Raw genomic sequence first — 25200 nt, 5'->3', positions numbered from 1 at the left:
ACGACGAATGGAAGGAACGCCTCATGGACTACACCGACCTCGACGCCGCACTGCGCGAAATCGTCGGAGAAGCGCAGGTGCGCGCCGACGAGCCCCTCGCCGAGCACACCACCTTTCGCATCGGCGGCGCGGCCCAGTGGCTCGTGCTGCCCTCTTCCGAAGACGAGGTGGCCGCCGTGGTGGCGGCTTGCTGCGCTGCCGCTACGCCTTGGCGCGTGCTGGGGCTCGGGTCCAACGTGCTGGCTCCCGACGAGGGTCTTGCCGGGGTCACGCTGAAGCTGGCCGAGAACTTCGCCGCCGTGGAAGTGCTGCCGGGCGGCCTCGTGCAGGCCCAGGCCGGGGCGACGAATGCCGAGGTGGCCGAGGTGGCGCTGGCGGCGAGCCTTGCCGGCTACGAGTTCGCCAGCGGCATTCCGGGCACCGTGGGAGGGGCCGCTATCATGAACGCCGGTGCCTACGAGGGGCAGTTCTCCGACGTCGCCGTGCAGGTGCGCTGCCTGGTGCCCGACGGGGATGGGGGCTGGTCTGTCGCCGACGTGCCTGCCGTCGAAGCCGCATGGGGCTACCGCAGAAGCCGCATGATGGAGGAGGGCTGGGTGGTGCTCGGTGCCACCTTGCAGCTGCACGCCGACGACGGCGCCGCCATTCGCGTGCGCATGGGCGACCTGCGCGAGCGCCGAGAGAGCCGCCAGCCCTTGGAGATGCCCTCGGCCGGCAGCACCTTCAAGCGCCCCGAGGGTTACTTCGCCGGCGCCCTCATCCAAGAGGCCGGCTGCCAGGGCCTCGCCGTCGGGGGCGCCCAGGTGTCCGAGAAGCACGCCGGCTTCGTTGTGAACACCGGGGGTGCCACCGCCGCCGACGTGCTCGCGCTCATCGCCGAGGTGCAGCGCCGCGTGCACGAGGCGAGCGGCGTGCAGCTAGAGCCCGAGGTGCGCCTGTGGGAGTAGGGAGCAAGCCGAACGAGCCCACGGAAAGCACTGCAGCTTCAGGGGGAGCAGAGGCCCGAACCCGTCCCCACACGTGCACGGCGGCTTCAGAAGGGGCAGAGGTCCGAGCCCGCTGACCCGCCCATGGGCGAGCCTCAACTCAGCAGCACCGAGAGTTGCCGCCCTTCTGCCCCAAATGCACGATGCGCCCGGGCAGATCGCGCATTTGTAGCAGAGATCCGTGCACATCGTGCATTTGGGGCCATGGCCCTGAACAGGGAACTCTTTGCATATTCCCTGTTCAGAGGTACTTTTTATTTCTGCCTTAAACGTGCGATGCGCCCGGGCAGATCGTGAAAAAGAGGCGGGACACGAAGAAGGGGCCTTGTGGCCCCTTCTCGGTTGATAGCGCTGATGACGCTCGTTCCAGCCGTCGCTCTGGCCGTGTTCTGGCCGCGCTCTAGCCGTCGCTACCCGCGGAAGTAGTCCACACCGCCTTCGAACAGCGGCTGATAGGTGTTGCCGAAGGCGTTCTTGTACAGGCCCGCGCCCGAGCGCTCCGTGTGGCCCATCTTGCCGAGCACGCGGCCGTCGGGGCTCGTGATGCCCTCGATAGCGAGCACGCTTCCGTTGGGGTTAGCCGACAGGTCCATGGAGGGAACGCCGGCCCCGTCCACGTACTGGGTGGCCACCTGGCCGCCGGCAATCATCTGATCCAGCAGCGGCTGGGGCGCCACGAAGCGGCCCTCGCCGTGGCTGATGGCCACCGTGTGCACGTCTCCCACGTTCATGCGGCTCATCCACGACGACAGCGTGCTGGCCACGCGGGTGCGCACGAGCGTGCTCTGGTGGCGCCCGATGTCGTTGAAGGTGAGCGTGGCACAATCCTCGTCCATGGGGCGGATGTCGCCGAAGGGCACGAGCCCCAGCTTCACCAGGGCCTGGAAGCCGTTGCAGATGCCGAGCATGAGCCCGTCGCGGCGCTGCAGCAGATCGCGCACGGCCTCGGTTACCTGAGGCGCGCGGAAGAATGCCGTGATGAACTTCGCCGAGCCGTCGGGCTCGTCGCCGCCGGAGAAGCCGCCGGGGATCATGACGATCTGCGACTCGCCGATGAGGCGCGCCAGCTCGGCGGTGGACTCAGCCACGGCCTCGGGCGTCAGGTTGTTCACCACGTACACCGTAGGCACCGCGCCTGCGCGCTCGAAGGCGGCGGCGGAGTCGTACTCGCAGTTGTTGCCGGGAAACACCGGGATGACCACGCGCGGGCGCGCCACGGCCGGACCGGGGAACACCGCCGGAGCGCTGGCCGTGAAGCTGATCGCAGGCACCTCCTCGGCCGCCGTGCGGTCCTCGGCGCTGGTGCGGTAGGGGAACACGCCCTCGATGCCGCCTTCCCAGGCCTCCTGCACCCGGGCCAGATCGGCCACCTGACCGTCGCAGGAAAGCTCGTAGGCCTCGGTCACCGCGCCCAGGGCCACCACGTCCACATTGGCGGCAAGGCCCGCGTCCTCCAGGCGCGTCACCACCGACTGAGCCGTCTCGCCGGCGGTCAGCTCCACCACGAAGGTGCCATAAGCCGGATCGAAGAGCTGGCCGGTGCCCACGGCCGCGTCCACCGCCACGCCCAAACCGTTGCCCACGGCCATCTTCACGAGGGTCTCGGCCAGACCGGCCGCGCCGCTGCTCGCGCAGGCCCGCACCACGCCGGCGCCGATGAGGTGCTCCATGGCATCAAAGGTGGCGCACAGGCTGGAGGCCAGGGTGTCCTGGCAGGAGATCCATACCAGGTTATCGCCGGCGGCCTTCAGCTCCGGCGAGGTCACCCGGTCGATGTTGCCGATGGCCGTGGCGAAGGACACGAGCGTCGGCGGCACATCCAAATCCTCGAAGGAACCGGACATGGAGTCCTTGCCGCCGATGGCGCCCACGCCGAAATCGACCTGGGCCATAAGGGCGCCGAGCACGGCCGCCATGGGCTTGCCCCAGCGCTCCGGATCCTGACGCAGCTTCTCGAAGTACTCCTGGAAGGTGAGGTACATATTCGCCCGCTCGAAACCGGTGGCCACGAGCTTCGCCACCGAATCGAGCACGGCCATGTAGGCGCCCGCGTAGGGGTCCCAGGCCGACAGGTAGGGGTTGAAGCCCCAGGACAGGCCCGACACCGTGGTGGTGGCCCCGCCCAGCACCGGCAGCTTCGCCACCATGGCCAGAGCTGGGGTCAGCTGACGGGAACCGCCGAAGGGCATGAGCACCGTGGCGGCGCCGATGGTGGAGTCGAAGCGCTCCACGAGGCCCTTGTTGCAGGCGTGGTTGATGTCGCCCATGAGCGCCGCCAAGCCCGCCTCCAGGGAATCGGCCGCAGCGGCAGCCTCCACAACCGGATCGGTCAGGCTGGCCGCCGCTTCGAAGGCACGGTCGCAGGGGGTGGCGGCACAGCTCTCGTCGGCCGGAGCGGGCACGCTCACCGCCGCGTGCTTCGGGGCGCCGTTGCTGGCCAGAAAGTCGCGGCTCACGTCCACGATGGTGGTGCCGCGCCAGTGCATGCGCACGCGCGGCTCCTCGGTCACCACGGCCACCGGCGTGGCCTCCAGGTTCTCCTCGTGGGCAAGGGCGATGAAGGCGTCCACATCCTCGGGGGCCAGGGCCACGGCCATGCGCTCCTGGGACTCGGAAATAGCCAGCTCGGTGCCATCGAGGCCGTCATACTTCTTGGGCACGGCATCCAGGTTGATGTCCAGGCCGTCGGCCAGCTCCCCAATGGCCACCGACACGCCGCCGGCGCCGAAGTCGTTGCAGCGCTTGATCATGCGGCAGGCATCGCCGCGGCGGAACAGGCGCTGGATCTTGCGCTCCACCGGCGCGTTGCCCTTCTGCACCTCGGCCCCGCAACTTTCCAGCGATTCCACGGAATGGGCCTTGGAAGAGCCCGTAGCACCGCCGATGCCATCGCGGCCCGTGCGACCGCCCAAGAGCACCACCACATCACCGGGCGCCGGGGTCTCGCGGCGCACGTGGTCGGCCGGCGTAGCACCTACCACGGCGCCGATCTCCATGCGCTTGGCGGCGTAGCCGGGATGGTACAGCTCGTGCACGTGCCCGGTGGCCAGGCCGATCTGATTGCCGTAGGAGGAATAGCCGGCCGCCGCCGTGGTCACGAGCTTGCGCTGGGGCAGCTTCCCGGGAATGGTATCGGCCACGGGCACCGTGGGATCAGCCGCACCGGTCACGCGCATGGCCTGGTACACGTAGGAGCGGCCGGACAAGGGGTCGCGGATGGCCCCGCCCACGCAGGTGGCCGCACCGCCGAAGGGCTCGATCTCGGTGGGATGATTGTGGGTCTCGTTCTTGAACAGGTACAGCCAGTCCTCTTCCACGCCGTCCACATCCACCTTGCACTTGATGGTGCAGGCGTTGATCTCCTCGGACTCGTCGAGGCCGGTGAGAATGCCCTGCTTCTTCAGCCACTTCGCGCCGATGGTGCCCATGTCCATGAGGCACACGGGCTTCTCATCGCGGCCGAGCTCGTGGCGCAGCTCCAGATAGCGGTCGAAGGCGACCTGCACGTTGGCATCCGCGATGGCCACGTCGTCGAGCACGGTGCCGAAGGTGGTGTGACGGCAGTGGTCCGACCAGTAGGTGTCGATCATCTTGATCTCGGTGATGGACGGGTCGCGCCCCTCCTTAGCGAAGTACGCGCGGCAGAACTGGATGTCGGCCAAGTCCATGGCCAGACCGCGCTCGGCGATGAAGGCGGCCAGCTCGTCGTCGGAAAACTCGGTGAAGCCGTCGATGACCTCCACGTCGGCCGGGCGCTCGAAGGCCATGGCCAGGGTGTCGCGGGTATCCAGCGAGGCCTCGCGGGCCTCCACCGGGTTGATGACATAGCGCTTCACGGCTTCCACGGCGGCCTCGTCCAGATCGCCCTCCAGGTAGTACACCACCGCCGAGCGCACCAGCGGGCGCTCCCCCTGGCTGATGAGCTGGATGCACTCACTCGCGGAATCGGCGCGCTGGTCGAACTGGCCGGGCAGAAATTCCACGGCGAACACCGCGGCCCCGTTGGCTTCGGGCAGCTCGAAGGTGGCAATGTCGGACTGCGGCTCGGAGAACACCGTGGGCACGCAGGCGGCGAACAGCTCCTCGCCGATGCCCTCCACGTCGTAGCGGTTTACCAGGCGCACGGCCGTGAGCCCCTGAATGCCCACGATGTCGCGCAGCTCGGCGGCCAGCGCGCGGGCCTCGCCGTTGAACCCGGGCTTCTTCTCAACATAGACGCGAGATACCATGGATGTGCCTCTCTCTTCTCTCTTCAGTGAACGAGCGGGGACGGACAAGGCGCGCCCCGCACCCTGCCCGGCGGGACGCGCAAAGGGGCGCCTGTGGGCACCCCTTGCAAGCTACTGCTGGTCGGACGCGCCGGCGCCGCCCTTCGCGGCGGCCTTGGCTTCCTTGGCGGCCTTCTTCTCGGCCTGCATCTTCTCGCGGTTGGAAAGGCGGAAGCCGCTGCCGAACAGACCTCGACGCTGGGGCTTCACGGGAGCCTCGTCGGACTCGCCGCCGTCGGCCGCCTCTTCGCCGGCCGCCACGCCCGCTTTCTGGGCCGCGTGGCGGTTCTGATTCTTGCCGGAGCCCTTCGCTTTCGCCTGCTTGGCCTGCTGCACGCGGCGCGCCTGCTTCTCGGCCTTGGCGTTCTTCTCCTCCAAGGCCAGCATGCGCTCCTGGTAGGCCACACGCTCCTTCTTGATCTTCCAGAAATCGAGCACGAAAGCGCCGATGATGAACACGTAGGCCGCGATGAGCGTAGTCACGCTGAGCCACTGCGGCAGAGCGCCCTGGCCCACGAAACTCAAGGTGGTGCAGCCGATGGCCGCGATGAGCATCACCCACCAGATGGCGCGCAGGCGCTTGTAGCGGGGCGTGTCGGGCTTGTAGTACTTGCGCTCCACCTCGCGCTGCTTGGCGGCGGCCTCCTTGCGGGCGGCCTTCTCGGCGGCCTTTCGCTGCTCGGGAGTCTTCTTCGCCGACTTCACGGTGACCGACGCGGCGGCCTTGCTCTTGGGCTTGGCCGATGCGGCCGATTTACGGGTCACACCGGTGCGCTCCTCGGAGGTGTAGCGCTCGTTCATGGGGTTACGCTGGGACATGCTGCTTCGTTTCTCCTTCGGTGAGCTGGGCGGGCCGAGCCCGCACAAGGGCGGTGCGCGACGCTAGAACGTCGCAGGGTCGAACTTCTGGCCGGTGATGGTCTCGAAAGCCTGGATGTACTTGGCGGACGTGGCGTCGATGATGTCCTGGGGCAGGCGCGGCGGGTTGCCGGTCTTGTCCCAGTTCGCGGTCAGCCAGTCGCGCACGAACTGCTTGTCGAAGCTGGGCTGGTCGGCGCCCTCCTCGTAGGTGTCGCCCGGCCAGAAGCGGGACGAGTCGGGGGTGAGCACCTCGTCGGCCAGGATGATGGTGTCGCCCAGGCGGCCGAACTCGAACTTGGTGTCGGCGATGATGACGCCCCGGGCGGCTGCGTGGTCGGCGGCCGTGGTGTACACCTTCAAAGCCAGATCGCGCAGGGCCGTGGCATCTTCCTCGCCGAGGATTTCCACCAAACGCTCGAAGGAGATGTTCTCGTCATGGTCGCCGATCTCGGCCTTGGTGGAGGGGGTGAAGATGGGCTCGGGCAGCTTCGAGGAATTCACGAGGCCCTCGGGCAAGGCGATGCCGCACACGGTGCCCTCGCGGTTGTACTCCTTCAGGCCGCTGCCGGCCAGATAGCCGCGCACGATGCACTCGGCGGGGAACATGTCGGCCTTGCGCACCAGCATGAAGCGGCCGCGCAGGTAGTCGGCGTAGGGCTGGAACTGCTCGGGCAGGTCGGCCACGTCGGTGGAGATGAGGTGGTTTTCCACCACGCCGTCGAGCAGGTTGAACCAGAACTTCGACAGCTGGGTGAGCACCTGGCCCTTGTGGGGGATCTCGTCTTCCAAGATGTAGTCGAAGGCCGAGATGCGGTCGGTGGCCACGAGCAGCAGCCTGTCGCCCAAATCGTACAGATCGCGCACCTTGCCCTGCGCGTCGGGAGTGATGTCGATTCCCGCCATGGATGCCCTTTCTCCTTGACTCTCACGCCGGGCCCCGCCCAAGCGCCATTTTTCCGCTTCCGCCATTATGGCACAAACAAGGGCGTCCTTGACCACTGAGTCTCCCGCCTGCGCCAACCCACCAATCAAAGGAACGCCATGAAGCCATATTGCCGACGGCTTCCCCGCCGACGGCGGGACGCGAGCGCCGGCAGAAGCACCAAACAGGCCCTCTCCGACATTCGCCTTTGTTTTTCCGTCTCAGAGGGGGAGTTTGGTGCTTCAGGCAGCAGAATAATTCACCAGTGAAACTTTCTGACCTGCGTTTTCTTCAAATCCCATACCAAAGAGGCCGACCCCGACGCGAAAAAAGGCACCAAAGAGCCCTTCTCGGACAGATTTTTCGAAGACGATGTCGCAAAGGGGCTGTTTGGTGCTGCCGAGGTGTCAAACCGGCGCTTGCGACATACACCTCTCGCCACCGGTGCCGAGCCGGGCATCTGCGACATGCACCTCTCGCTCCGCGTACCGAACCGGGCACCTGTGGCGGGGACCATTGGATGCCGTCCTTGCTGCCCCGCAAATTCTAGGGATGCAGGCACTTGCGGGACAGTCGGGGCAGTTGGGACGAGACAGTTGGGGCAGTTGGGACGAGACAGTTGGGGCAGTTGGGACGAATAGAATGGGATGGGAGGGATAGGATAGGAGGGATGGATGGGAGGGATAGGATGGCCGGAGCCGCCTCCTCGTTGCGGGCCTAGCGCTGCTTCTTATGGGGAGTGCGCTTCTTGCCGGAGCCGAAGGCGCGGTGCTTCTCGGCGCCCTCGTCGTAAAGCGGGATGTGGATGGTGAAGCAGGCACCTCTGCCCTTCTCGCCTTCCACCTGCACCCAGCCGCCATGGCGATCGACAATCTCCTTCACCACGGCCAGGCCCACGCCCAAACCGCCGCTCTCGCGGTTGCGGCCGGCGTCGGCCCTCCAGAAGCGGGAGAACACCATGCGGGCCTCTTCCTTGGTCAGGCCGATACCCGTGTCCTTCACGGCAATGGATGCCATGATATCGCCCTTCTTCACCGCGACGGTGATATGGCCGCCCTCGGGGGTGTAGCGCACGGCGTTGGAAATGAGGTTGGCCGTGGCCTGGCGGATCATGTCGGCGTCGCCCACCACCATGACGTCGGGCTGGGCGTCATAGGTGAGCGTGAGGCCGGAATCGGACACGAACATCTCGTGGGTGGCGATGATGCCGGCGATGAGCTCGCCCACGTTCACCACTTCCTCCTTCATGGGATCGGCGCGGTTCTCCAGGCGAGACAGCTTCAAGAGCGCGTTCACCAAGCGCGACAAGCGCTGAATCTCGGAGTTCACCGTGACGAGGCGCTCCTCGTCGGCCTCATAGACGCCATCGACCATGGCCTCCACTGTGGCCTGGATGGCCATGAGCGGCGTGCGCAGCTCGTGGGCCACGTCGGTGGTGAGGCGCCGCTCCAGGTCGCGGTCCTTCTCCACCGACTCGGCCATGGCGTCGAAGGTCTCGCCGAGACGGGCCACCTCGTCCTCGCCCCGCAGATCTGTACGAGCCGACAGGTCGCCGTCGCCGATAGCCCGAGCCGCCCCCATGATGCGGTTGATGGGGGCCACGAGATTGCGAGCAAAGAGGAAGCCGATGCAGGAGGCCAGCACGATGGCCACGGCTGCGGCAATGAACATGGCCTGGTAGGAATTATCGCGGAACTCCTGGTCGGGCTGGCGCATAAGGGCCTCCGACCCGTACACCCACAGACGCACGGTGCCCACCTTCTTGCCGTCCACCATGATGGGGGCCTGAGCCACCTGGGAGCCATTGGTCGGCTCGATGGACTTCGCGAGACCGCCCTGCTCCTCGTCGTAAACGATGGAGGAATCGAAGACGGTGCGGCCCTCGTCGTTGATGACGCGCACCCCCACGCCGCTCGTGAGCTCCATGGCCTGGAGCGCCGGCTTGGTGGTCTCGGGATTCCACAGATCGTCGGTCTCCTTGTAGATGGCAGCGATGCGGTTGGCTGTGGTCTGGCAGAGGGTCTGCATGTTGTCGGCCGTGTAAGTGCGGAAGTGCTGCTCCCACACGAAGGACACTACCCCAATGGCCACGAGCGCGGTCATGGCGGCGATGAGGGCGAAGGCCAGGGTCACGCGGGTGGTGTAGGAGAAGTCGGACCACCGCAAGCGGCGGCGCTTCCTCGTCTTGCGCGCCGGAGACGGCGAAGAGGCCGCCGGCTGGGCGACCTCTTCGACAGTTTCCAGAATGCGCGGCGTTTCTTCCGCTTCAGTCATGGGGCTCCTTCAAGCGCGGGCGCTCCCGCGCGACGGGGCCGCGGGCCAACCCGAAGGCGAGGCGCACGGCCGGAACGGACGGCTTTACTGCTTAGTGGGATCCTCGAAGCGATAGCCCACGCCGTGAACGGTGTGGAGCCACTTCGGGCTGCGAGGATTGTCGCCGATCTTGGCGCGGAGGTTCTTCACGTGGGAGTCGATAGTGCGCTCGTAGCCCTCGAAGTCGTAGCCGAGCACCTTCTCCACGAGCTCCATACGGGAGTACACGCGGCCCGGATAGCGGGACAGTGTGGTGAGCAGCTTGAACTCGCTGGCCGTGAGATCGATCTCCTCGCCGGAAACGAGCACCTTGTGACCGGACACATCGATGGTCAGCTCGCCGAACTCCAGCACCTCGCGCTGGGGCTCGGAATCGGCATGCACGCGGCGTAGCAGGGCGCGGGCGCGAGCCACCAGCTCGCGGGGGCTGAAGGGCTTCACCAGGTAGTCGTCGGCACCGAGCTCCAGGCCGATGATGCGATCCTCCACCTCGCCCTTGGCGGTGAGCATGATGATGGGCACATCGGAGGTGTCGCGGATGACGCGGCAAACGCGCTCGCCGGGCACGCGGGGCAGCATGAGGTCCAAAATGACCAGATCGAAGTGGTGCTTCTGGAATTCTTCCAGCGCGTCCTGGCCGTCGCCCACGGCGGTTACCCAGTAGTTCTCGCGCTCCAGATAGGCGGTCACCGCATCGCGAATGGCCTTCTCGTCTTCGACGAGCAGAATGCGTCGTGTCTCGTTGCTCATGGATGCTCTCCTCGTGATCGTGACGTGCGCTTTCGTTCACCCCAGCCGACACGGTGTCTGACCTGCGATTTTCTCGCTGCCGGAACATATATCAGCCGGGCGGTCGTGTTTGCGTTTATTGTAGCGTTTACCCCTGAACGGTCGCCGAGGCGTATGCGAAATGACACAATACACCCATGCCACAGAACAGAACTTCGCGCCCCCGGTCCGGCGCTTCTCACGGCGGCTCCCATACGGGCCGTCCCCCGCGGACCCGCAGCGCTTCTCATTCCCCCGCCCCCGTCTCGGCCCGCAAGCGTCCGGGTTCTTCCCGTGCGGCCTCCGCCGGCTCTTCTCGGCCCACCACGGTGAAGGTGCGCCGCACGCCCCCGAGCGCCCCGGTGCGCCGGACGGCCGAGGATGGCGCCGAGCCCCGCGCCATCGCCCTGCCCGGCGGCCACGAACTCCTGCTCACCCGCCGTACCTTCCTCTACGGTGCCGCAGGAGCCGCGGCCCTGGCGGCCCTTGGCGGCGGCGCGGCCTTTGCGGCGGCCCACACTGACGACAAGAAGAGCCTGGAAACCCTCACCGTGCCCGAGGCCAACGTCGTGCTCGACAGCTCCTTAGAGCAGATCGAGAACGCCGAGGACGCCCTCACCCTGGCCACCTCGGTAAAGATGCCCTTCGGCACCTTGCTCTGGTGCAGCGACGACAACGTGGCCGCCTGCCTGCTGCCCACCGAGACCGCCAAACCCCTGGCCCAGGTGGGTCTGCTGGATTTAACCAGCGGCGAGTGCACCACGGCAATCGAGCACGCCGTGGGCGAGGACGAGGGCTTCGAGATCTACGACGTGCGGGCCAACGGCCACGGCGCCATCTGGACTGAAGCCGATATCATGGACGGCCTCTGGCGCGTCTATGGAGCTGCGGCCAGCGATGGGGCCCTCGGCGAGGCCCAGCTGCTCGATGAGGGCGACGTCGATTGGGAGATGCCCTCCCTGGCCGTGGCCGACGGCTACGGCTACTGGCAGCGCCTACCCCAGCTGGACGGCAATGCCCGCGTGGAAGACTCCCTGCTCAAGCGCGCTCCCTTCGGCTCGAGTACGGCCGAGGTGGTCTATGCCTCCGAGGGCCGCATGGCCTGCGCCCCCATCTCCTGCGGCGATGCCCTGGTGGCCACCCCCCGGGCCCGCACGAGCGGCACCTATTACCAACTCACCCGCATCGACGGGGCCACGGGCGCCGTGACCGACGCCTGCGTGCTGCCCTCGTCCATGAAGCCCCTGGAGGCGGGATGGGGCCGCACCGGGTTCAACTTCGCCTTCGACGGCATCTACAATTACGGCGACGGCATCTCCAACCTGGGCACCTACATGCCCTTAGAGCCCCTGGAGAGCCCGCGCCTCGCTGGCACCGAGGGGGCCGAGGGCCCGGGCACCGATGACCCGCACCTGCCCGTAACCTTGGCCAACATCGCCACGCCGGCCTACAGCGCCGACCAGTGGTTCCACTATGTGGCCAACCCGCTGTCGGCCCCGTGTTGGTGCGGGAACTGGATGCTCGTGCGCGGCGGCAGCGCCGTGTGCGCCGTAGACCTGACCGGGCGCCGCTATGCGAAGCTTCCCCTGGAAGAGGGATCGGGGGACTACAACGACTTCCTCGCTTCCACCCATATCGGCCAGCGCGCGGTCACCTACTGCAACGTGGACTACACCCCCATCAATGGCGAGCCGCAGAAACACTGCCTCGTGAGAATCTGGGAGCCGGCCTCGTAATTCCGCCTGTCCGAGCGAGAGGATCAACCCCTGGCATCGATGCCGCGATAACGCCCGTAGGGCGAAGGCGCAGCCTTGCCGCAGCGAGGGCACGGCCCTCGTCCCACGGATAATGCGTCCTACAGCCCGCCTATATACTGCTGCTTAGCCCTCAGGATGCGCAGGACCGATTCGTCGATGCGCTCCTCGGTGAGGGCGCCGGCGGCCACAGCGTCCAGCACGCCCTGATAGGCCTCGGGGAAGCTCTCGGGCATGAGCGGGATGTCGCAGCCGGCCGCAAGCGCCGCCACCGCGGCCTCGGCAGCGCTGTAGCGGTCGGTAATCGCTCCCATGGCCAGCGAATCGGTGACGATAATGCCCGTGAATCCCAAAGTGTCGCGCAGCATCCCCTGGGCCACCGCACTCGACAGCGACGCGGGCACCGCCCCTTCCACGATGTTGGGCAAGTCCACGTGACCCACCATGATCATCGGCACCCCGGCCTCGATAGCGGCCTTGAAGGGCACGAAGTCCACGGCGGCCAATTCCTCGGCGGTCTTCTCCACCGCAACGGCGCCGGTATGGGAGTCGCCGGGTGCCGATCCGATACCGGGGAAGTGTTTCGCGCAGCACAGCATGCCCGCCCCGAGAAAGCCCTGCACCTCGGCCTTCACCATGGCGGCGCACACGTTGGCGTCCGACGAGAACGACCGCAGACCCATGGTGTCGCTGCGCAACGGGTCAACCACGTCGCACACCGGGGCGAAATCGAGGTTGAACCCGAGGGGCGCCAAGTAGTCGGCAATCTGCTCGGCCGCCTCCTTGGCCGCCGCCTCATCGGCTGCCGCCCCCAGGGCGCTCGCATCCCCCACATTCGGCGCAGCGAAGACCTCGTTGCCGGCCACGCGCACCACGGTACCGCCCTCCTCGTCCACCCCCAGAAACGGCGGCACGTTGCCGTCCTCGCTGTAGAAGCCCTTCATGTTCGCGAGCATGGCCGTGGCCTGGTCGGGGTCGATAAGGTTCTGGGCGAAGTACACGATGCCGCCCACCGGCCACGCCGTCAGGCCGGCGTGGGTGGCGTCTCCAGCCTGGGTCACCTGGGAGACATCCTCCACCAGCGCCTCCGGGGCCACAATGAACAACTGGGCCACCTTCTGTTCCAGGGTCATGGCGCTCAGGCGCGCCGCTGCGGCCTCATCGACGGCGGCAATGCTGTCCGGCGACCCGTCGCGCGCGCCGGAACTATCGCCAGAGACACCCCCATCCGCCGGCTCATCGAAAGCCGTAGGCGCGGAGGCAGGGGGCGCAGACTCGGCCTCGCACCCGCCGAGGGCCAGCGTGCCCGCGGCCACCGCTCCCAGCCAGAGGAAACGGCGGCGCGTGACGAAATCGGTCGTGATGCCCATGGAGCCTCCCTTGCAAGGATACGGCGCAAACGTCGGTTTCCCCAGCATAAGCCCGCGTACCTTCTTTGGCAACCAACAGATTCCCGCCCGTCCCCGCGGCAGACGAACCCCTCCTACCCTTTCCAGAAATCCTGGGTCAGATCCTGGCGAGTGGCGTGGCCTGTATTCTTCAGAATGTTGTGCACATGGGCCTTCACCACCTCGCTCTTGCAGGTGCAATAGCGCCAGATGACGTAGCCGAGTCCATGCGCCGCCTGCCGGCCACGCGCAGCGAGACCCCGGTAGGTCCTGCAAACCCTTTCCGCGTAACGAACGCGCGACTTTCTGTGGAGGAGGTCGCGCGTCCGCCCGTTTTCGGGAATAATGAGGAAACACGGTGCGCAGCGGCATCGCACGGCAAGGGCGACGACGGCTTGGAGGGCCTATGACCTATCTCATCACGTTCCTCGAGGGCATCATCACCTTCGTGTCGCCGTGCCTTTTGCCCATGATTCCCATCTACGTCACCTACTTCGCCGCCGGCGAGGAAGCGCGCACCGCCGTGGTGCTGCGCAACGCGCTGGGCTTCGTGCTCGGCTTCACCGCGGTGTTCATCGCCCTGGGGGCCCTGGCGTCCACGGTGGGAGCCTTCTTCGCTGAGTACCAGAGTGCCGTGAACGTAGTGTGCGGCCTAGTGGTCATCGCCTTCGGCCTGTACTTCCTCGGGTTCATCAAGGTGAACCTGTTCCGCGGGGGCAAGAACCCCCTGGCCGGGCGCCAACTCGGATTCTTCTCGTCGGTGCTGTTCGGCATCATCTTCTCCATCGGCTGGACGCCGTGCGTGGGGGCCTTCCTCGGGTCGGCGCTCATGCTGGCCTCCCAGCAGGCATCGGTGGCCCAGGGCGTCATACTGCTGCTGTGCTATTCCGCGGGCCTCGGCATTCCGTTCGTAGCCGCCGCTGTGCTCATCGACAAGCTGAAGGGCGCGTTTTCTGCCATCAAGAGCCACTACGATATTATCAACAAAGTGTGCGGCTGGTTCCTCGTCGCCGTGGGCGTGCTGATGGCCACGGGGCTTCTGGGCGGCTTCCTGCGCCTGTTGAGCTAACCGCCAGCGAGAGAAAGGCTCCCCTATGAGCGATCACGAGAACGAGAACGAGAATAAGGCCATGACTCCCGAGGAGCGCGGCGTGCAGATTGGAGCAGCCCTCGACGCCGCCGCCCAGCGCGAAGCCGCCGAGGCGGCCACCCCCGCCGGCCAGGCCCGCGACCGGAAGACCCACCGGGGCGTCATCATCGCGGCCGTGGCCTTCGCCGTACTGCTCGTGGGCGCCGGCATCGCCTACAACGTCCTGGCACCGAAAGCCGATCAGGCCGTAGAGATCGGCGGCACCGATGTCGTCCACAGCACCGAGGGGCCCGCGGAAGGCGCCGCCGACACCGGCGAGGGAAACGGGGCCAACGGGGCCACGACCCCGGCCCCGGACTTCTCCATGACCGACGCCGAGGGGGCCACGGTGCGGCTCTCCGACTTCAAGGGGCGCCCCGTACTGCTGAACTTCTGGGCCAGCTGGTGCGGCCCCTGCAAGAGCGAGATGCCCGCCATTCAGGAGGCGTGGAAGCAGTCGGGAGACGAGGTGGCCTTTGTCATCGTGAACATGACCGGCATGGACGGTGAATCCGAGGAAGCCGCCCGCGCCTTCCTGACCGACAACGGCTACGATTTCCCCTGCTACTTCGACAAGGCCAACAGCGCCGCCGCAGCTTTCGGCGTGAGCTCCATCCCCCAGACCTATCTCATCAATGCCGAGGGCAACATCATCGGCGGCTATATGGGCGCTATGGACGACGCCGTGCTCGCCGAGGGCCTTCGCATGCTGACCGACGCCACCGCAACCGCCCAGTAGCGGGCTCGAGCCACCCTGTTGCCCCACCCGCTTTCGCTCATGCTGGCCGTGGGAAAGAGAACGTAGGCAGAGTGAATTCGGCGGAACTGAGCCGATTTTGCTCAGCTATTGAGCAAATTTGCCCCATAGGGAGGCTGATCCCCCCCATTCTGCAAAAAAACGCCGACCCGCGAGGGGTCGGCGTTTTGCGTTGGAGGCAGGGGGCGCTCGGCGCGAGCTCCTAGAACTCCAGCTCCTGCAGGCGGTCGAAGACCACGTCCTTGCGGGTGAGGAAATCCCAGGGGTCGAAGATCTCGTCGAGCTTCTCGGCCGTGAGCAGCGCGGCGGCCTCGTCGTCGGCCTCCAGGCGCTCGCGGTAGGTGGGGCCGTCCACAGCGTTCTGGATATCCTCCCACACCTTCATGGCGTTGCGCTGCACGATCACATAGGCGTCCTCGCGGGTGATGCCGGCGTCCACTAGGGCCAGCAGCACCTTGCTGGAGAAGATGAGGCCGCGGGTTCGCCACAGGTTGTGCTCCATCTTGGCCGGGTAGGTCTGCAGCCCGTCGAGCATCCACTGCATCTTCGCGAACATGTAGTCGAGCGCCGTGAAGCTGTCGGCCAGAACCACGCGCTCGGCGCCGGAATGGGAGATGTCGCGCTCGAACCACAGGGCCACATTATCGAAGGCCACCTGGGCGTTCGCCTTCACCACGCGGGCCAGACCGCACACGCGCTCGGCCGTGATGGGGTTGCGCTTGTGGGGCATGGCGCTGGAGCCCTTCTGACCCTTGGTGAACGGCTCCTCGGCCTCGATGACGTCGGACTGCTGCAGCAGGCGCACCTGCATGGCGATGGATTCCAGGGTGGAGGCGGTCACGGCCAGGGCGGCCATCACCTGGGCGTGGCGGTCGCGGGCCAGCACCTGGGTGGACAGCGGGTCGGGGGTAAGGCCCAGCTTCTCGCACACGTACTGCTCCACATAGGGGTCGATGGAGGAGTAGGTGCCCACCGCACCGGAGATGGCGCCGGTGGCGGCCACGGCGCGGGCCTCCTCCATGCGGGTAAGGGCGCGCTTCAAGGCCCAGGCCCAGCTGCCGAACTTCATGCCGAAGGTCATGGGCTCGGCGTGGATGCCGTGAGTGCGGCCCACGCAGAGGGTGTTCTGGAACTCGAAGGCGCGGCGCTTGCAGGTCTCACCCAAGCGCTTGATATCCTCGATGATGATGTCGCAGGCCTGGGTGACCTGGTAGGAAAGCGCGGTGTCGCCCAAATCGGAGGAGGTCATGCCGTAGTGCACCCAACGGCTCGGCTTGTCGCCGCCCTCGGGGATGTCGGCGTCAATGTAGTTGGCCATGCACGTGGTGAAGGCGATGACATCGTGGTTGGTCACCTTCTCGATCTCGTCGATCTCCTCCACGGTGAAGTCGGCGTGGTCGCGGATCCACTGGGCCTCTTCCCGCGTGATGCCCGCCTGGCCCAGCTCGGCCTGGGCCTCGCAGGCCAAAACCTCGATTTCCTTCCAGATGGCGAACTTGTTCTCAAGCTCCCAGATGCGGCCCATTTCCGGACGGGTGTAGCGACCAATCACGTGCGTTTCCTTTCCTCGCGCCTGCGCGACCGCCCGCGCGGCCCGCTTCAATGCTCTGTGCGTAGGGTACCAAAAACTGCGGCCGCCAGCGGGGCTTTCCCGCCCAATCGCCCCTTTCCGCAGCCGTAGGGCCGCCGCAAAGGGCAGTCTTTGCGAAAGTGACAAATATGCCGTTGCAGAAAACGCGTCGCTCGGGTAAGATACGAACTTACGCGGAGGAGTGACCGAGAGGCCGAAGGTGCTCGCCTGCTAAGTGAGTATGCCCCACAAGGGCATCTAGGGTTCGAATCCCTACTCCTCCGCCACTTTGTCTGTTACGCTCCCAACTGGGGGCGTTTTTCATTTCCCCCACGGCCAGCGGTGCTTGGTGGTGGAGGGGAGACGCTTTTTGCGGTAGCTGGGATTGTGCTTGAGGAAGCGGTAGTTGGCGAAGCGCGTCAGGGCGAGGCCGAGCAGCGTGACCGCGAGGAAGCTGAGAGTGAGGTCGAGCACCGCCGGCGCGCCGTCGAAAAAGGCGTAAACCGAGGCCAGGGCGAAAAATCCGCTGAGCACCCCGCACAGCCAGGTGAACACCGCTATGAGAACCTCCTTGGCCCGAGCCGGGGAGTGGCGGTAGGTGACCACCAGGTAGATGATGCCCGCGGCCACGGCCAGCAGCAATACGAGGGGCACCACCCGAGAGAGACGCGCGATCAGTCCCATGGCTACCTCCCCGGAACCTGGGCGGCCCGCAGGCCGGAGAGGGTCGTCGGCCGCGCCCACCAGCCCTCGGCACTCGCCGCCGTGGCGAGCGCGCTGGCTTGGGAGAAGCTGTCCGCCAGAGCATAGGTGGCCGACCCGCTGCCGGAGAGCAGCACATTCTCGGCACCGACCCGCTCGGCCAGCCATGCCCGCACGGCGGAGAGCTCGGGCAGCAGCGCCTCGGAAGCGGCGGCCAGGTTGTTGAACAGGGGCACCTCAGCAGCGTCGTCGGCGTTCTCGATGGCCTTCAGCACCTCGTCGGGAACAGCCAGAGGCGCCTCGTCGAAGCGGCGGAAGGCCTCGGCGGTGGACACACCTGCCGCGGGCTTCACCAGCACCACTGCCCGCTTCGAGGACGTAAGCCGGCGGCGCAGCACTTCGCCCACGCCGTCGAGCTGAGCGCAGCCCCCGTGCAGGAAGAAGGCCACGTCAGCCCCGAGGGCGCGAGCGCACTCCCCCACCCGCTCGTCATCGGCCGCTAGGCCCCACTGGGCCGCCAGGCCCACGAGCACCGCCGCCGCATCCGACGAGCCACCGCCGAGACCGGCTTGAGCCGGGATGTGCTTCTCGATGCGCAGCTGCACATGAGCGGGATCTTCCCAGCCGACGGCCCGAGCCAGACGATCCGCCGCGATGAAGGCCAGGTTGTCGGCCGCGGCAATGGAACCGGCAGCCCCAGTGCGATCGGCCAAGTCGATGGAGACGAGCAGGTTGTCGGCCGGGCCGCCCAGGGCCACGTCGTCGCGCCCCGCTGCGGCAGCTGCAGCAGCCGCCTGAGCCACCTCGTCGGCCGTGGCGGCCTCGATGCGCAGGTACACCGTATCGTGCAGGGCCAAGGCGTGCATGACCGTGTCGGCATTGTGGTAGCCGTCCGGCCGTCGCGCCCCGATAGCCAGCACCAGGTTCACCTTCGCCGGTGCCACCAGCTTGACGGCCCCCGGCCCCATGAAGGCGGCCGCCGACCACTGGGCCTCCCGGGCCGCGGCCATCATATCCACTTCGGACGTGTTGCCAGCCATGCTGCGAACTCCTTTCCCAGCGCCCTCAGCGGGCGGTATCCTCAAATTGCTCCCGCGGGTCTTCCGCAACCCCGTGCGCAGCCTCCGCAGCCGACTCCGACGGCCCCGTGTCCGCGCCGGGCACCGAACCCTCGCCAGCCCCACTGGCGACAGAGCCCGAAGCCGGCTTCTTGCGCCGGGCCCGAAAGAAATCGCGCAGCAGCGCCACGCACTCGTCTTCCCGCACCCCGGCCGTCACCGCGAACTGGTGGTTGAGCCGGCTGTCGGCGTGAACCGCGTACAGGGTGCCCAGGGCACCGGCCTTCTGATCGGGCGCGCCGTACACGCAGCGGGCCACCCGAGCCTGGTGCATGAGCCCCGCGCACATGATGCAGGGTTCCAGGGTAACGTACACCGTGCAGTCGGAAAGCCGCCAGGCATCCATCGCCTGGGCGGCCTTCCGCATGGCGAGGAACTCTGCGTGACCCGCCGGGTCGCGATCGGTCTCACGGCGGTTGCGGCCCCGGGCGATGACGCGGGGCTCCGCCAGTGGTCGGCGCGTGCCGCGGTCCACGGGCTCGTAGACCACCACGGCCCCGATGGGCACCTCTCCCGCAGCTCCGGCCGCCTGGGCCTCTTCCAAGGCCAGGGCCATATACTGCTCGTCGAGCAGCCGCTGTTCTTCGGGTGTGCGATGTTCATTCATGAGGGGGATTATAAGCGGTTCCACCCACGCGGCCGCCACGCAGCCCGGCAAAGCAGGCGATTCCCCATAATCGAAGCGGGAATGTGGTATCCCGTGCGTCATGCTCGCCGTTTGAGGGCGGGCGCCATCTCGTGCAGGGGCGTGTCCGAGTGGCTTAAGGAAGCAGTCTTGAAAACTGTCGCGCCGAAAGGTACCGTGGGTTCAAATCCTACCGCCCCCGCCAGTCTTTACGCTCTCAAGGTCGCTTCGAGAAAACAGAAGGGGAGCACCCTCGGCACTCCCCCAGCGATGATTGTTTTCGAGCAATTCGCGCAGTGGCGAATTAATCCCTGTCGTTCAGTATCTCGTCGATCATTTTCTCGCGCTCTTGCTCTTGCCGCAACTCTTCTTTTTTCGCCTCGAGCCTTGCGTTCTCCTCTTTCATGAAGTAGACGCCGCTCAGCTCGAATGATGCCACGTGCTCGCTCATCTCGCCGATCATGTCGCTGTCGTCCGGCATCACGATTGCCTCAACCTCGGCTGTCTCCCCGTCTGGCAATTCCTCGGTGCCCCCGAGGGCCGTGCCGATCTTGCTGCCATTCTCATCGAACAAATCCCAGCTCATCAGGAGCGTTTCAGTGCGTCCACAGGTGTTCTTGGCAACCGCATGGAGATAGTCGAGGTCGTTTTCTCCCTTCGTGAGCATCTGATTGCTTATCTCGTACCCGTCTCCCGTATCCGTCTTGCCCCCAACGCAACCTGCCACACCGACGAGCCCAAGCGCCATCACGCACGTAAACGCCAAGACGAGTGCCTTGTTCTGTTTCATTGCTCTCCTCCTTTAAGCCAGCAAAATACCGTTCGCTTTATCATAAGTACGAAACTCAGTAATTTGCTGCGCAACATTTTGAGGCATTGTCGCGCTCCTTGCCTTCGCGACCTCTCCCCAGGGCTCAAGGTATTTCCGAGGAAGAAGATATCCAAACGGGAGGTGCCGGGAACAGATGCGCATTCCGCCCCACAACCCTCTTCTTTAAGCGACGCCATCGGCTCGAAAACCGATTTTCATCTGCCCTTTTGGCAACTTAGGTACTTTTTGGACATAGCTGAGTACCTCCTGTGCCTTGGCGGTGCCGTCGCAAAACTATAGGGTGGAGGCGCCAATCGGCCCCAGGGGAAACGGGCAAGGCCCCTCTGGGGCGAACCACCAAGGAAGGGAGATTTTCATGTACACCTCCAACCCATTGAGCCGTCGACTCTTCTGCAAGGGAGTTGCCGCCTTCGGTGCGACGCTCGGCGTCGCGGGCATGGGCGGCCTTGTCGGATGCGCGCCGCAGGGCACCACGGCGGGCGAGGCCGCGGCCAGCTGGATGCCGGGCACCTACACCGCCGAGGCCTCGGGCCACAACGCCCCCTTCACCATGAGCGTGACCTTCTCCGACAACGCCATCACCGCCATCGACGTCACCGCGAACCAGGAATCGCTTGGCGTTGGCGCAAGCGCCCTGGAGCAGCTGGCCGACGACGTGATGGAGTACCAGACCATCAACGTAGACACCATCACCGGCGCCACCCTTTCCAGCATGGCCCTGCAGGAGGGTTTGGCCGACTGTGCCGAGCAAGCCGGGGCACGGGAAGATCTCGAGGCAGCCGACGCGCCGGCCGCCGAAGCCGTGGAGGATTTCTATACCGTCGACGTGTGCGTCATCGGAGCAGGCGGCGCGGGCCTGACCGCCGCTGTGTCCGCCGCTCAAGCCGGGGCCAGCGTCATTGTTCTGGAGAAGTGCGGCATCACGGGCGGATCGACCAACGTCTCCGAGGGCGCCCTGAACGCCGTGGACCCGGAGCGCCAGGGCAAGCAGGGCATCGACGACTCCGTTGAGACGTTCTACAACACGACCCTCGAGGGCGGCCACGGCACCGGCACTCCCGAACTCGTGCGCTTCCTGACCGACAACGCCCTCGATTCGGTCCATTGGCTCGAGAGCCTCGGCGTGGCCTTCAAGGACGAGTGCGGCTCGGCCACCGGCTCCCTGGGCGAGCGCAGCCATTACCCCGCAACGCCCTCGGGCAACACCTACATTCGCTCCTTCGAGGACTTCATCGCCGAGAACCCCGACGACATCACCCTGCTCCACAACATGCAGGCCACTGGTCTCATCACCGACGGGGGTGCCGTGGTCGGCGTCACCGCCCTGCATGACGGCAGCCAGGAGGTCACCGTGAACGCGAAGGCGGTCGTGATCGCTACGGGCGGATTCGGGGCCAACGTCGAGTACCGCCAGAGCGTCAACACCGGCGTGTGGAAGGAAGTGAAGCTCGACGACACCATCGGCTGCACCAACATCAAGCCCTGCGCCCAAGGCGAGGGCATGGCTCTGGCCGAGGGAGCCGGTGCGGAGCTCGTCGGCCTGTCGGACATTCAGCTGCACCCCTGCGGCACCCCGGGCACGGGCCTCATGGAGGACATCCGCACCTCTGGGCGCAACCGCATCTTCGTGAACATCGAAGGCAAGCGCTTCGTGAACGAGGGTGCCGAGCGCGACGCTCTGTGCAAGGCAATTTTCGCCCAGCCCGATTCCACGTACTGGATCGTCGTCAACACGCTGCGCTACCCCGACCCCGACGAGCCCGATGCCAACGGTGCCACCATCAACAATATGCTGGCCCTGGGCCACATCGTCGCCGGCGAGACCGTGGAGGAGGTCGCCCAGGCCATGGGCGTGGACGCCGCCAACCTGCAGGCGTCCCTCGACACCTACAACGCCGTGGTGGGCGGCGCAGAAGACGAGTTCGGATTCAAGGCCACCAACACCGCCGATGCCGCGATGACCGAGGGCCCCTGGTATGCCTGCCGCAAGGTTCCCACCGTGCACCACACCATGGGCGGTATTCGCATCAACGTGAAGTCCCAGGCCTGTGGCGCCGACGGGACTCCCATCGACGGCCTGTTCGCCTGCGGCGAGTGCACCGGCGGCATCCACGGCGAGAACCGCCTGGGCGGCAACGCTATCGCCGACTGCATCACCTTCGGCCGCAATGCGGGCGGCAACGCCGCCGAGCACGCGCTTACGGCCTAGCTCCCCACCAACCGGCCCGTTCTGAAAACAAGGCGAGCTAACCCCTCCAAGCCCTCCCCTGCGCGGGCTCCGCAGCCTCTCAGCCGCGGGGCCCGCGTCCTATGGCAGGAGCTACTCGAGCTTATCGAGCAGCTCCTGCTTGCTGTGCACCGCCGCTTTCCGATACACCGTGCGCGTATAGTTGCGAATGGTATTCTCGGAGTAGCTCAGCGCCTGGGCAATGTAGCTGCGGCTGCGGCCCTGGGCGATGAGACGCACAATGGCCGCCTCAGTCTCCGTCAGTCCATAGGCGTCCGCCAGCGCCGCAACCGGGTCGTCCCCGGCGCCGCGGGAGCAGCCGCCATCCCGCATGGGCTCCCCAGCGGGCGCTTTCCCCAGCAGGCCGGACCCGGCCACCGGGGCCTCGGCCCCATCGTCGCCGGTCGGGCATTCCCTCGCCGGCGCCACCTCGGCCACGGGCACCAGGACCGACAGGGAGGCGTCGCCGCGAGCCAGCCCCCAACCCAGGGATCCGACGCCGCCCATGCGCATGGCCGCCAAGCCCAGCGTGCATTCAACGAGCACCACGACGGCCATAGCAACCAGCAGCGTCAGATTGTGCCCCGAATCGAGCACCATGGCTGGTCCCACGACATGGACCGCCAACCGTCCGACGGCCATGCACAGCAGTGCTCCGCCGTAGACCACGGCGTACACGAGCGCCGCCGGCTGCCGCAGCTCCCGCGCCATCTGGCAAATGAAGTAGACCAGGGGAAGATAAAAACAGGTCATGGCGTTCGTTGCGAAGAACGTGCTCGCCTCGTGGGCGCCGGACCACTTACTCATGAGCAGGCAGACGCTCACCATCATCAGCACATTCTGGAACATCCAGTAGGCCGAGAAGTCGAAACCGCGGCCCCGCACCAGCGCCCACCAAATCGTCGCGACCACCACGAGCACCACCAGCACCTGATGGGCCGAGCGCACGCCCTGAGACATCTCGCGCAAACGCCCATCGGGGTAGCCCAGAGCCATGCCCAAAAGAAAGGCGAACAGGAAGCATGCCGCCACGACGGCCGTCAGCTGCCGACCCCAACCGAGGCGACCGCGGCCCTTCGCTACCCCCTCCCCGCGGGACGCGCCGGACAACGCCTCCCGAGGCATCGCCTGCCAGCCGTCATCGTCGCCCCACTGCTCCAAGTGCATGGCGCGCCAGTAGGCGAACACCGACAGCGCGGGCACGAACAGGTTCACCATGGCCGCCACTTCGGGATTCAGATAGCCCATGACCAGCGACAGCGCGCACGACAGGGCCAGGCCCCCTCCCACGTAGAAAAAGCAGCGGGCGGGAGTGGCGCGCTCAAGGAAGAACAACCACATCACCTCACCGCCGACCAACCCGATGCCGCCCACGACGGCGCGCAAAACCTCGAAGTTGTCGCTGCCGAAGAACACGTCAATTAGGTACAGAAGCCCCGACAGGGTCATGAGCACAAAGCCCGACCAGACGAATATGGCCCGGGACGCCCTGTTGGAGCCACGGCGCGCCAAGGCGAACACCATGAGCGCGATAACGGTCACCCGCGCAATGTTGGCCCCCGCGGTCACCAGACCCATGTCGGCCGAGAAGTGAAGGTTGTAGAAGTTGAACTGATACCAAAGACGGTACAGGCCGATGCCGAAGAACGCCAACGAGAACCCCGGGCCGAACAAGCGCCTAAACGCTTCAAGTACGTCGGGCCGCCTCATGCTCCCCGGCCCTTGGCTCCGCCTCGTTTCGGACTGTGCATTCTCCCCATTCATGGGAGAAATCATAGCATTTCCCCTCCCCGAGAAGCAAACGGGGCAACGGGGCAACGGAAAGCCCCCTCCCGTCAGCCGCAGCCCCAAGCACCACCGCGATCCCCTTCAAACAAGGGAGATAAAAACGGCGGAAGCGTCCCGACCGGGACGCTTCCGCCGCAAAGAACCGTGACCGCCCCTATCGCCCCTCAATCGGGACGTAGGGCTTGATGCCGCGGACGGTGTTCTTGTAGGCGGGACGGATGATGCGCTTGCCAGCGGCGATCTCCTCGAAGCGGCGGGCGGCCCAGCCGGCCATGCGGGCGCAGGCGAACAGGAGCGTGAACAGGTCCTCGGGAATACCCATCATGGAGTAGATGAAGCCTGAGTACATGTCCACGTTCGCGCATAGGGCCTTGTCGGAGCCCTTCTCACGGGCGAACACCTCGGGGGTGAGGCGCTCGATGGACTTGAGCAGGTTCAGCTCGGCCTCGTACTCGGCGCCAGCGGCCGGCACGTGCCGCGGTCCACGGGCTCGTAGACCACCACGGCCCCGATGGGCACCTCTCCCGCAGCTCCGGCCGCCTGGGCCTCTTCCAAGGCCAGGGCCACATACTGCTCGTCGAGCAGCCGCTGTTCTTCGGGTGTGCGATGTTCGTTCATGCAAGGAATTATAGCCGCTTGGGAAGGATCGTCTCCAGCGCGACCGTCGCTCTCCAGCACAAAGACACTCTGGCCGTGTTGGGCCCATTCCCTCGAAGGCTATGGTATCCTGTGCAGCAATGCCCGTTGTCTCGCAATGGGCATCGATTCCGCGGAGGCGTGTCCGAGTGGCTTAAGGAAGCAGTCTTGAAAACTGTCGTGCCGAAAGGTACCGTGGGTTCAAATCCTACCGCCTCCGCCATTTTTACCTGTTCGCAATAGGAAATTGCAGAGTTTTCAACTGAGAGCCTCTCTTAATGAAGCGCTGTCTTGGTGTTGTCGGGTTCACCCGCGCATCTTCCGTTTTAATGCGTCATTTCGCATGAGCGGACAAATTTGGCGCAAGACACGGTCATTCCGCGCCTGCGTTGCCGTCTTCCCCCTAGACAGCGATGCACGCACGGTTCTTCCAATGTTCAGGAGCAAGACCAACGCGAGCCGTGCGAAAACAGTTCGAAGCATCGGAAGCCGGCGCGGAGGGCCCTAGCCCCAACCAAGGGGACGCTTCTGCGACAAATCAGCTGATTGGGCGACA

The 25200-nt window shown here is 66.1% G+C and carries 19 protein-coding genes and 2 tRNA genes; 7 read left to right on the top strand and 14 right to left on the bottom strand.

What is annotated here, in order from left to right:
- Positions 1-23: 23 nt before the first annotated feature.
- Entirely contained in the window at positions 24-947 is a 924-nt protein-coding gene (gene murB, locus F8D48_RS05695) for a UDP-N-acetylmuramate dehydrogenase (RefSeq protein ID WP_151430377.1), read from the top strand.
- A 449-nt stretch (positions 948-1396) separates the two neighbouring features.
- Here murB and F8D48_RS05690 read toward each other — a convergent pair whose 3' ends face one another.
- From F8D48_RS05690 to F8D48_RS05670, 5 genes are all read right to left on the bottom strand, one after another.
- Complete coding sequence (locus F8D48_RS05690; RefSeq protein WP_151430375.1) at positions 1397-5215, bottom strand: phosphoribosylformylglycinamidine synthase; 3819 nt, start codon at positions 5213-5215, stop codon at positions 1397-1399.
- A gap of 111 nt (positions 5216-5326) precedes the next feature.
- A complete protein-coding gene (locus F8D48_RS05685) occupies positions 5327-6073 on the bottom strand; it encodes a hypothetical protein (RefSeq protein WP_151430373.1) in 747 nt (248 codons plus the stop codon).
- 63 nt (positions 6074-6136) lie between these two features.
- Entirely contained in the window at positions 6137-7018 is an 882-nt protein-coding gene (locus tag F8D48_RS05680; protein ID WP_016310343.1) for a phosphoribosylaminoimidazolesuccinocarboxamide synthase, read from the bottom strand.
- 736 nt (positions 7019-7754) lie between these two features.
- Complete coding sequence (locus F8D48_RS05675) at positions 7755-9311, bottom strand: sensor histidine kinase (RefSeq protein WP_151430371.1); 1557 nt, start codon at positions 9309-9311, stop codon at positions 7755-7757.
- An 84-nt stretch (positions 9312-9395) separates the two neighbouring features.
- Positions 9396-10100 carry a response regulator transcription factor gene (locus F8D48_RS05670; RefSeq protein WP_016310340.1) on the bottom strand — a complete coding sequence of 235 codons (705 nt, stop codon included), beginning with the start codon at positions 10098-10100 and terminating at the stop codon, positions 9396-9398.
- A 353-nt stretch (positions 10101-10453) separates the two neighbouring features.
- On the opposite strand from F8D48_RS05670, the gene F8D48_RS11645 reads away from it, so the two are divergent.
- Positions 10454-11854, top strand: a complete 1401-nt coding sequence (locus F8D48_RS11645; RefSeq protein WP_170272749.1) for a Tat pathway signal protein — start codon at positions 10454-10456, stop codon at positions 11852-11854.
- A 119-nt stretch (positions 11855-11973) separates the two neighbouring features.
- Here F8D48_RS11645 and F8D48_RS05660 read toward each other — a convergent pair whose 3' ends face one another.
- Positions 11974-13242, bottom strand: coding sequence for a glycoside hydrolase family 3 N-terminal domain-containing protein (locus F8D48_RS05660; RefSeq protein ID WP_170272748.1), 1269 nt, complete (start codon positions 13240-13242; stop codon positions 11974-11976).
- 424 nt (positions 13243-13666) lie between these two features.
- On the opposite strand from F8D48_RS05660, the gene F8D48_RS05650 reads away from it, so the two are divergent.
- Entirely contained in the window at positions 13667-14329 is a 663-nt protein-coding gene (locus tag F8D48_RS05650; RefSeq protein ID WP_151430365.1) for a cytochrome c biogenesis CcdA family protein, read from the top strand.
- A 25-nt stretch (positions 14330-14354) separates the two neighbouring features.
- Positions 14355-15128, top strand: coding sequence for a TlpA family protein disulfide reductase (locus tag F8D48_RS05645; protein WP_151430363.1), 774 nt, complete (start codon positions 14355-14357; stop codon positions 15126-15128).
- A gap of 220 nt (positions 15129-15348) precedes the next feature.
- Here the strand turns inward: F8D48_RS05645 and purB are convergent, their stop codons facing one another.
- Positions 15349-16698 (bottom strand): adenylosuccinate lyase, encoded by a 1350-nt coding sequence (gene purB, locus F8D48_RS05640; protein ID WP_151430362.1) that lies wholly within the window; start codon positions 16696-16698, stop codon positions 15349-15351.
- A gap of 214 nt (positions 16699-16912) precedes the next feature.
- Here purB and F8D48_RS05635 point away from each other — a divergent pair.
- Positions 16913-17003: transfer RNA gene (locus F8D48_RS05635), tRNA-Ser, on the top strand.
- Positions 17004-17037: 34 nt separating this feature from the next.
- Here F8D48_RS05635 and F8D48_RS05630 read toward each other — a convergent pair.
- The 4 genes from F8D48_RS05630 to F8D48_RS05615 form a co-directional block, all read right to left on the bottom strand.
- Complete coding sequence (locus F8D48_RS05630) at positions 17038-17400, bottom strand: guanylate cyclase (RefSeq protein WP_240806252.1); 363 nt, start codon at positions 17398-17400, stop codon at positions 17038-17040.
- 2 nt (positions 17401-17402) lie between these two features.
- Entirely contained in the window at positions 17403-18458 is a 1056-nt protein-coding gene (locus F8D48_RS05625) for a 4-(cytidine 5'-diphospho)-2-C-methyl-D-erythritol kinase (protein ID WP_151430360.1), read from the bottom strand.
- A 25-nt stretch (positions 18459-18483) separates the two neighbouring features.
- Positions 18484-19143: a nucleoside deaminase gene (locus tag F8D48_RS05620; protein WP_151430357.1), complete on the bottom strand. Its 660-nt coding sequence runs from the start codon at positions 19141-19143 to the stop codon at positions 18484-18486.
- Positions 19144-19465: 322 nt separating this feature from the next.
- On the bottom strand, positions 19466-19951 hold the full coding sequence (locus F8D48_RS05615) for an FxLYD domain-containing protein (protein WP_151430355.1): 486 nt from the start codon (positions 19949-19951) through the stop codon (positions 19466-19468).
- A 397-nt stretch (positions 19952-20348) separates the two neighbouring features.
- On the opposite strand from F8D48_RS05615, the gene F8D48_RS05610 reads away from it, so the two are divergent.
- Complete coding sequence (locus F8D48_RS05610) at positions 20349-22202, top strand: flavocytochrome c (protein WP_205717335.1); 1854 nt, start codon at positions 20349-20351, stop codon at positions 22200-22202.
- A 111-nt stretch (positions 22203-22313) separates the two neighbouring features.
- Here the strand turns inward: F8D48_RS05610 and F8D48_RS11935 are convergent, their stop codons facing one another.
- The 3 genes from F8D48_RS11935 to F8D48_RS11925 all read right to left on the bottom strand — a co-directional run bounded on the left by F8D48_RS11935 (position 22314) and on the right by F8D48_RS11925 (position 24626).
- Positions 22314-23930 (bottom strand): response regulator transcription factor, encoded by a 1617-nt coding sequence (locus tag F8D48_RS11935; protein ID WP_240806251.1) that lies wholly within the window; start codon positions 23928-23930, stop codon positions 22314-22316.
- A gap of 232 nt (positions 23931-24162) precedes the next feature.
- Positions 24163-24480: a citrate/2-methylcitrate synthase gene (locus tag F8D48_RS11930; protein ID WP_240806250.1), complete on the bottom strand. Its 318-nt coding sequence runs from the start codon at positions 24478-24480 to the stop codon at positions 24163-24165.
- A complete protein-coding gene (locus F8D48_RS11925; RefSeq protein ID WP_240806249.1) occupies positions 24444-24626 on the bottom strand; it encodes a hypothetical protein in 183 nt (60 codons plus the stop codon). Before F8D48_RS11925 ends, F8D48_RS11930 begins: the two co-directional genes overlap by 37 nt.
- Positions 24627-24779: 153 nt before the next feature.
- Between F8D48_RS11925 and F8D48_RS05595 the strand changes: the two genes are divergently transcribed.
- Positions 24780-24867 (top strand) — tRNA-Ser (locus tag F8D48_RS05595).
- Positions 24868-25200: the final 333 nt, after the last annotated feature.

It is taken from the genome of Adlercreutzia muris (assembly GCF_008831045.1).
Lineage (GTDB): Bacteria > Actinomycetota > Coriobacteriia > Coriobacteriales > Eggerthellaceae > Adlercreutzia > Adlercreutzia muris.
Note: the sequence above shows the minus strand (reverse complement) of the source record. Positions and strands in the feature narration are given on the sequence as shown.

What these genes read in the sequence shown, in the direction of transcription:
- murB (WP_151430377.1), top strand. Translation starts at nt 24, where the DNA reads ATGGACTACACCGACCTCGACGCCGCACTGCGCGAAATCGTCGGAGAA.
- F8D48_RS05690 (WP_151430375.1), bottom strand. Translation starts at nt 5,215, where the DNA reads ATGGTATCTCGCGTCTATGTTGAGAAGAAGCCCGGGTTCAACGGCGAG.
- F8D48_RS05685 (WP_151430373.1), bottom strand. Translation starts at nt 6,073, where the DNA reads ATGTCCCAGCGTAACCCCATGAACGAGCGCTACACCTCCGAGGAGCGC.
- F8D48_RS05680 (WP_016310343.1), bottom strand. Translation starts at nt 7,018, where the DNA reads ATGGCGGGAATCGACATCACTCCCGACGCGCAGGGCAAGGTGCGCGAT.
- F8D48_RS05675 (WP_151430371.1), bottom strand. Translation starts at nt 9,311, where the DNA reads ATGACTGAAGCGGAAGAAACGCCGCGCATTCTGGAAACTGTCGAAGAG.
- F8D48_RS05670 (WP_016310340.1), bottom strand. Translation starts at nt 10,100, where the DNA reads ATGAGCAACGAGACACGACGCATTCTGCTCGTCGAAGACGAGAAGGCC.
- F8D48_RS05660 (WP_170272748.1), bottom strand. Translation starts at nt 13,242, where the DNA reads ATGGGCATCACGACCGATTTCGTCACGCGCCGCCGTTTCCTCTGGCTG.
- F8D48_RS05650 (WP_151430365.1), top strand. Translation starts at nt 13,667, where the DNA reads ATGACCTATCTCATCACGTTCCTCGAGGGCATCATCACCTTCGTGTCG.
- F8D48_RS05645 (WP_151430363.1), top strand. Translation starts at nt 14,355, where the DNA reads ATGAGCGATCACGAGAACGAGAACGAGAATAAGGCCATGACTCCCGAG.
- F8D48_RS05630 (WP_240806252.1), bottom strand. Translation starts at nt 17,400, where the DNA reads ATGGGACTGATCGCGCGTCTCTCTCGGGTGGTGCCCCTCGTATTGCTG.
- F8D48_RS05625 (WP_151430360.1), bottom strand. Translation starts at nt 18,458, where the DNA reads ATGGCTGGCAACACGTCCGAAGTGGATATGATGGCCGCGGCCCGGGAG.
- F8D48_RS05620 (WP_151430357.1), bottom strand. Translation starts at nt 19,143, where the DNA reads ATGAATGAACATCGCACACCCGAAGAACAGCGGCTGCTCGACGAGCAG.
- F8D48_RS05615 (WP_151430355.1), bottom strand. Translation starts at nt 19,951, where the DNA reads ATGAAACAGAACAAGGCACTCGTCTTGGCGTTTACGTGCGTGATGGCG.
- F8D48_RS05610 (WP_205717335.1), top strand. Translation starts at nt 20,349, where the DNA reads ATGTACACCTCCAACCCATTGAGCCGTCGACTCTTCTGCAAGGGAGTT.
- F8D48_RS11935 (WP_240806251.1), bottom strand. Translation starts at nt 23,930, where the DNA reads ATGAGGCGGCCCGACGTACTTGAAGCGTTTAGGCGCTTGTTCGGCCCG.
- F8D48_RS11925 (WP_240806249.1), bottom strand. Translation starts at nt 24,626, where the DNA reads ATGAACGAACATCGCACACCCGAAGAACAGCGGCTGCTCGACGAGCAG.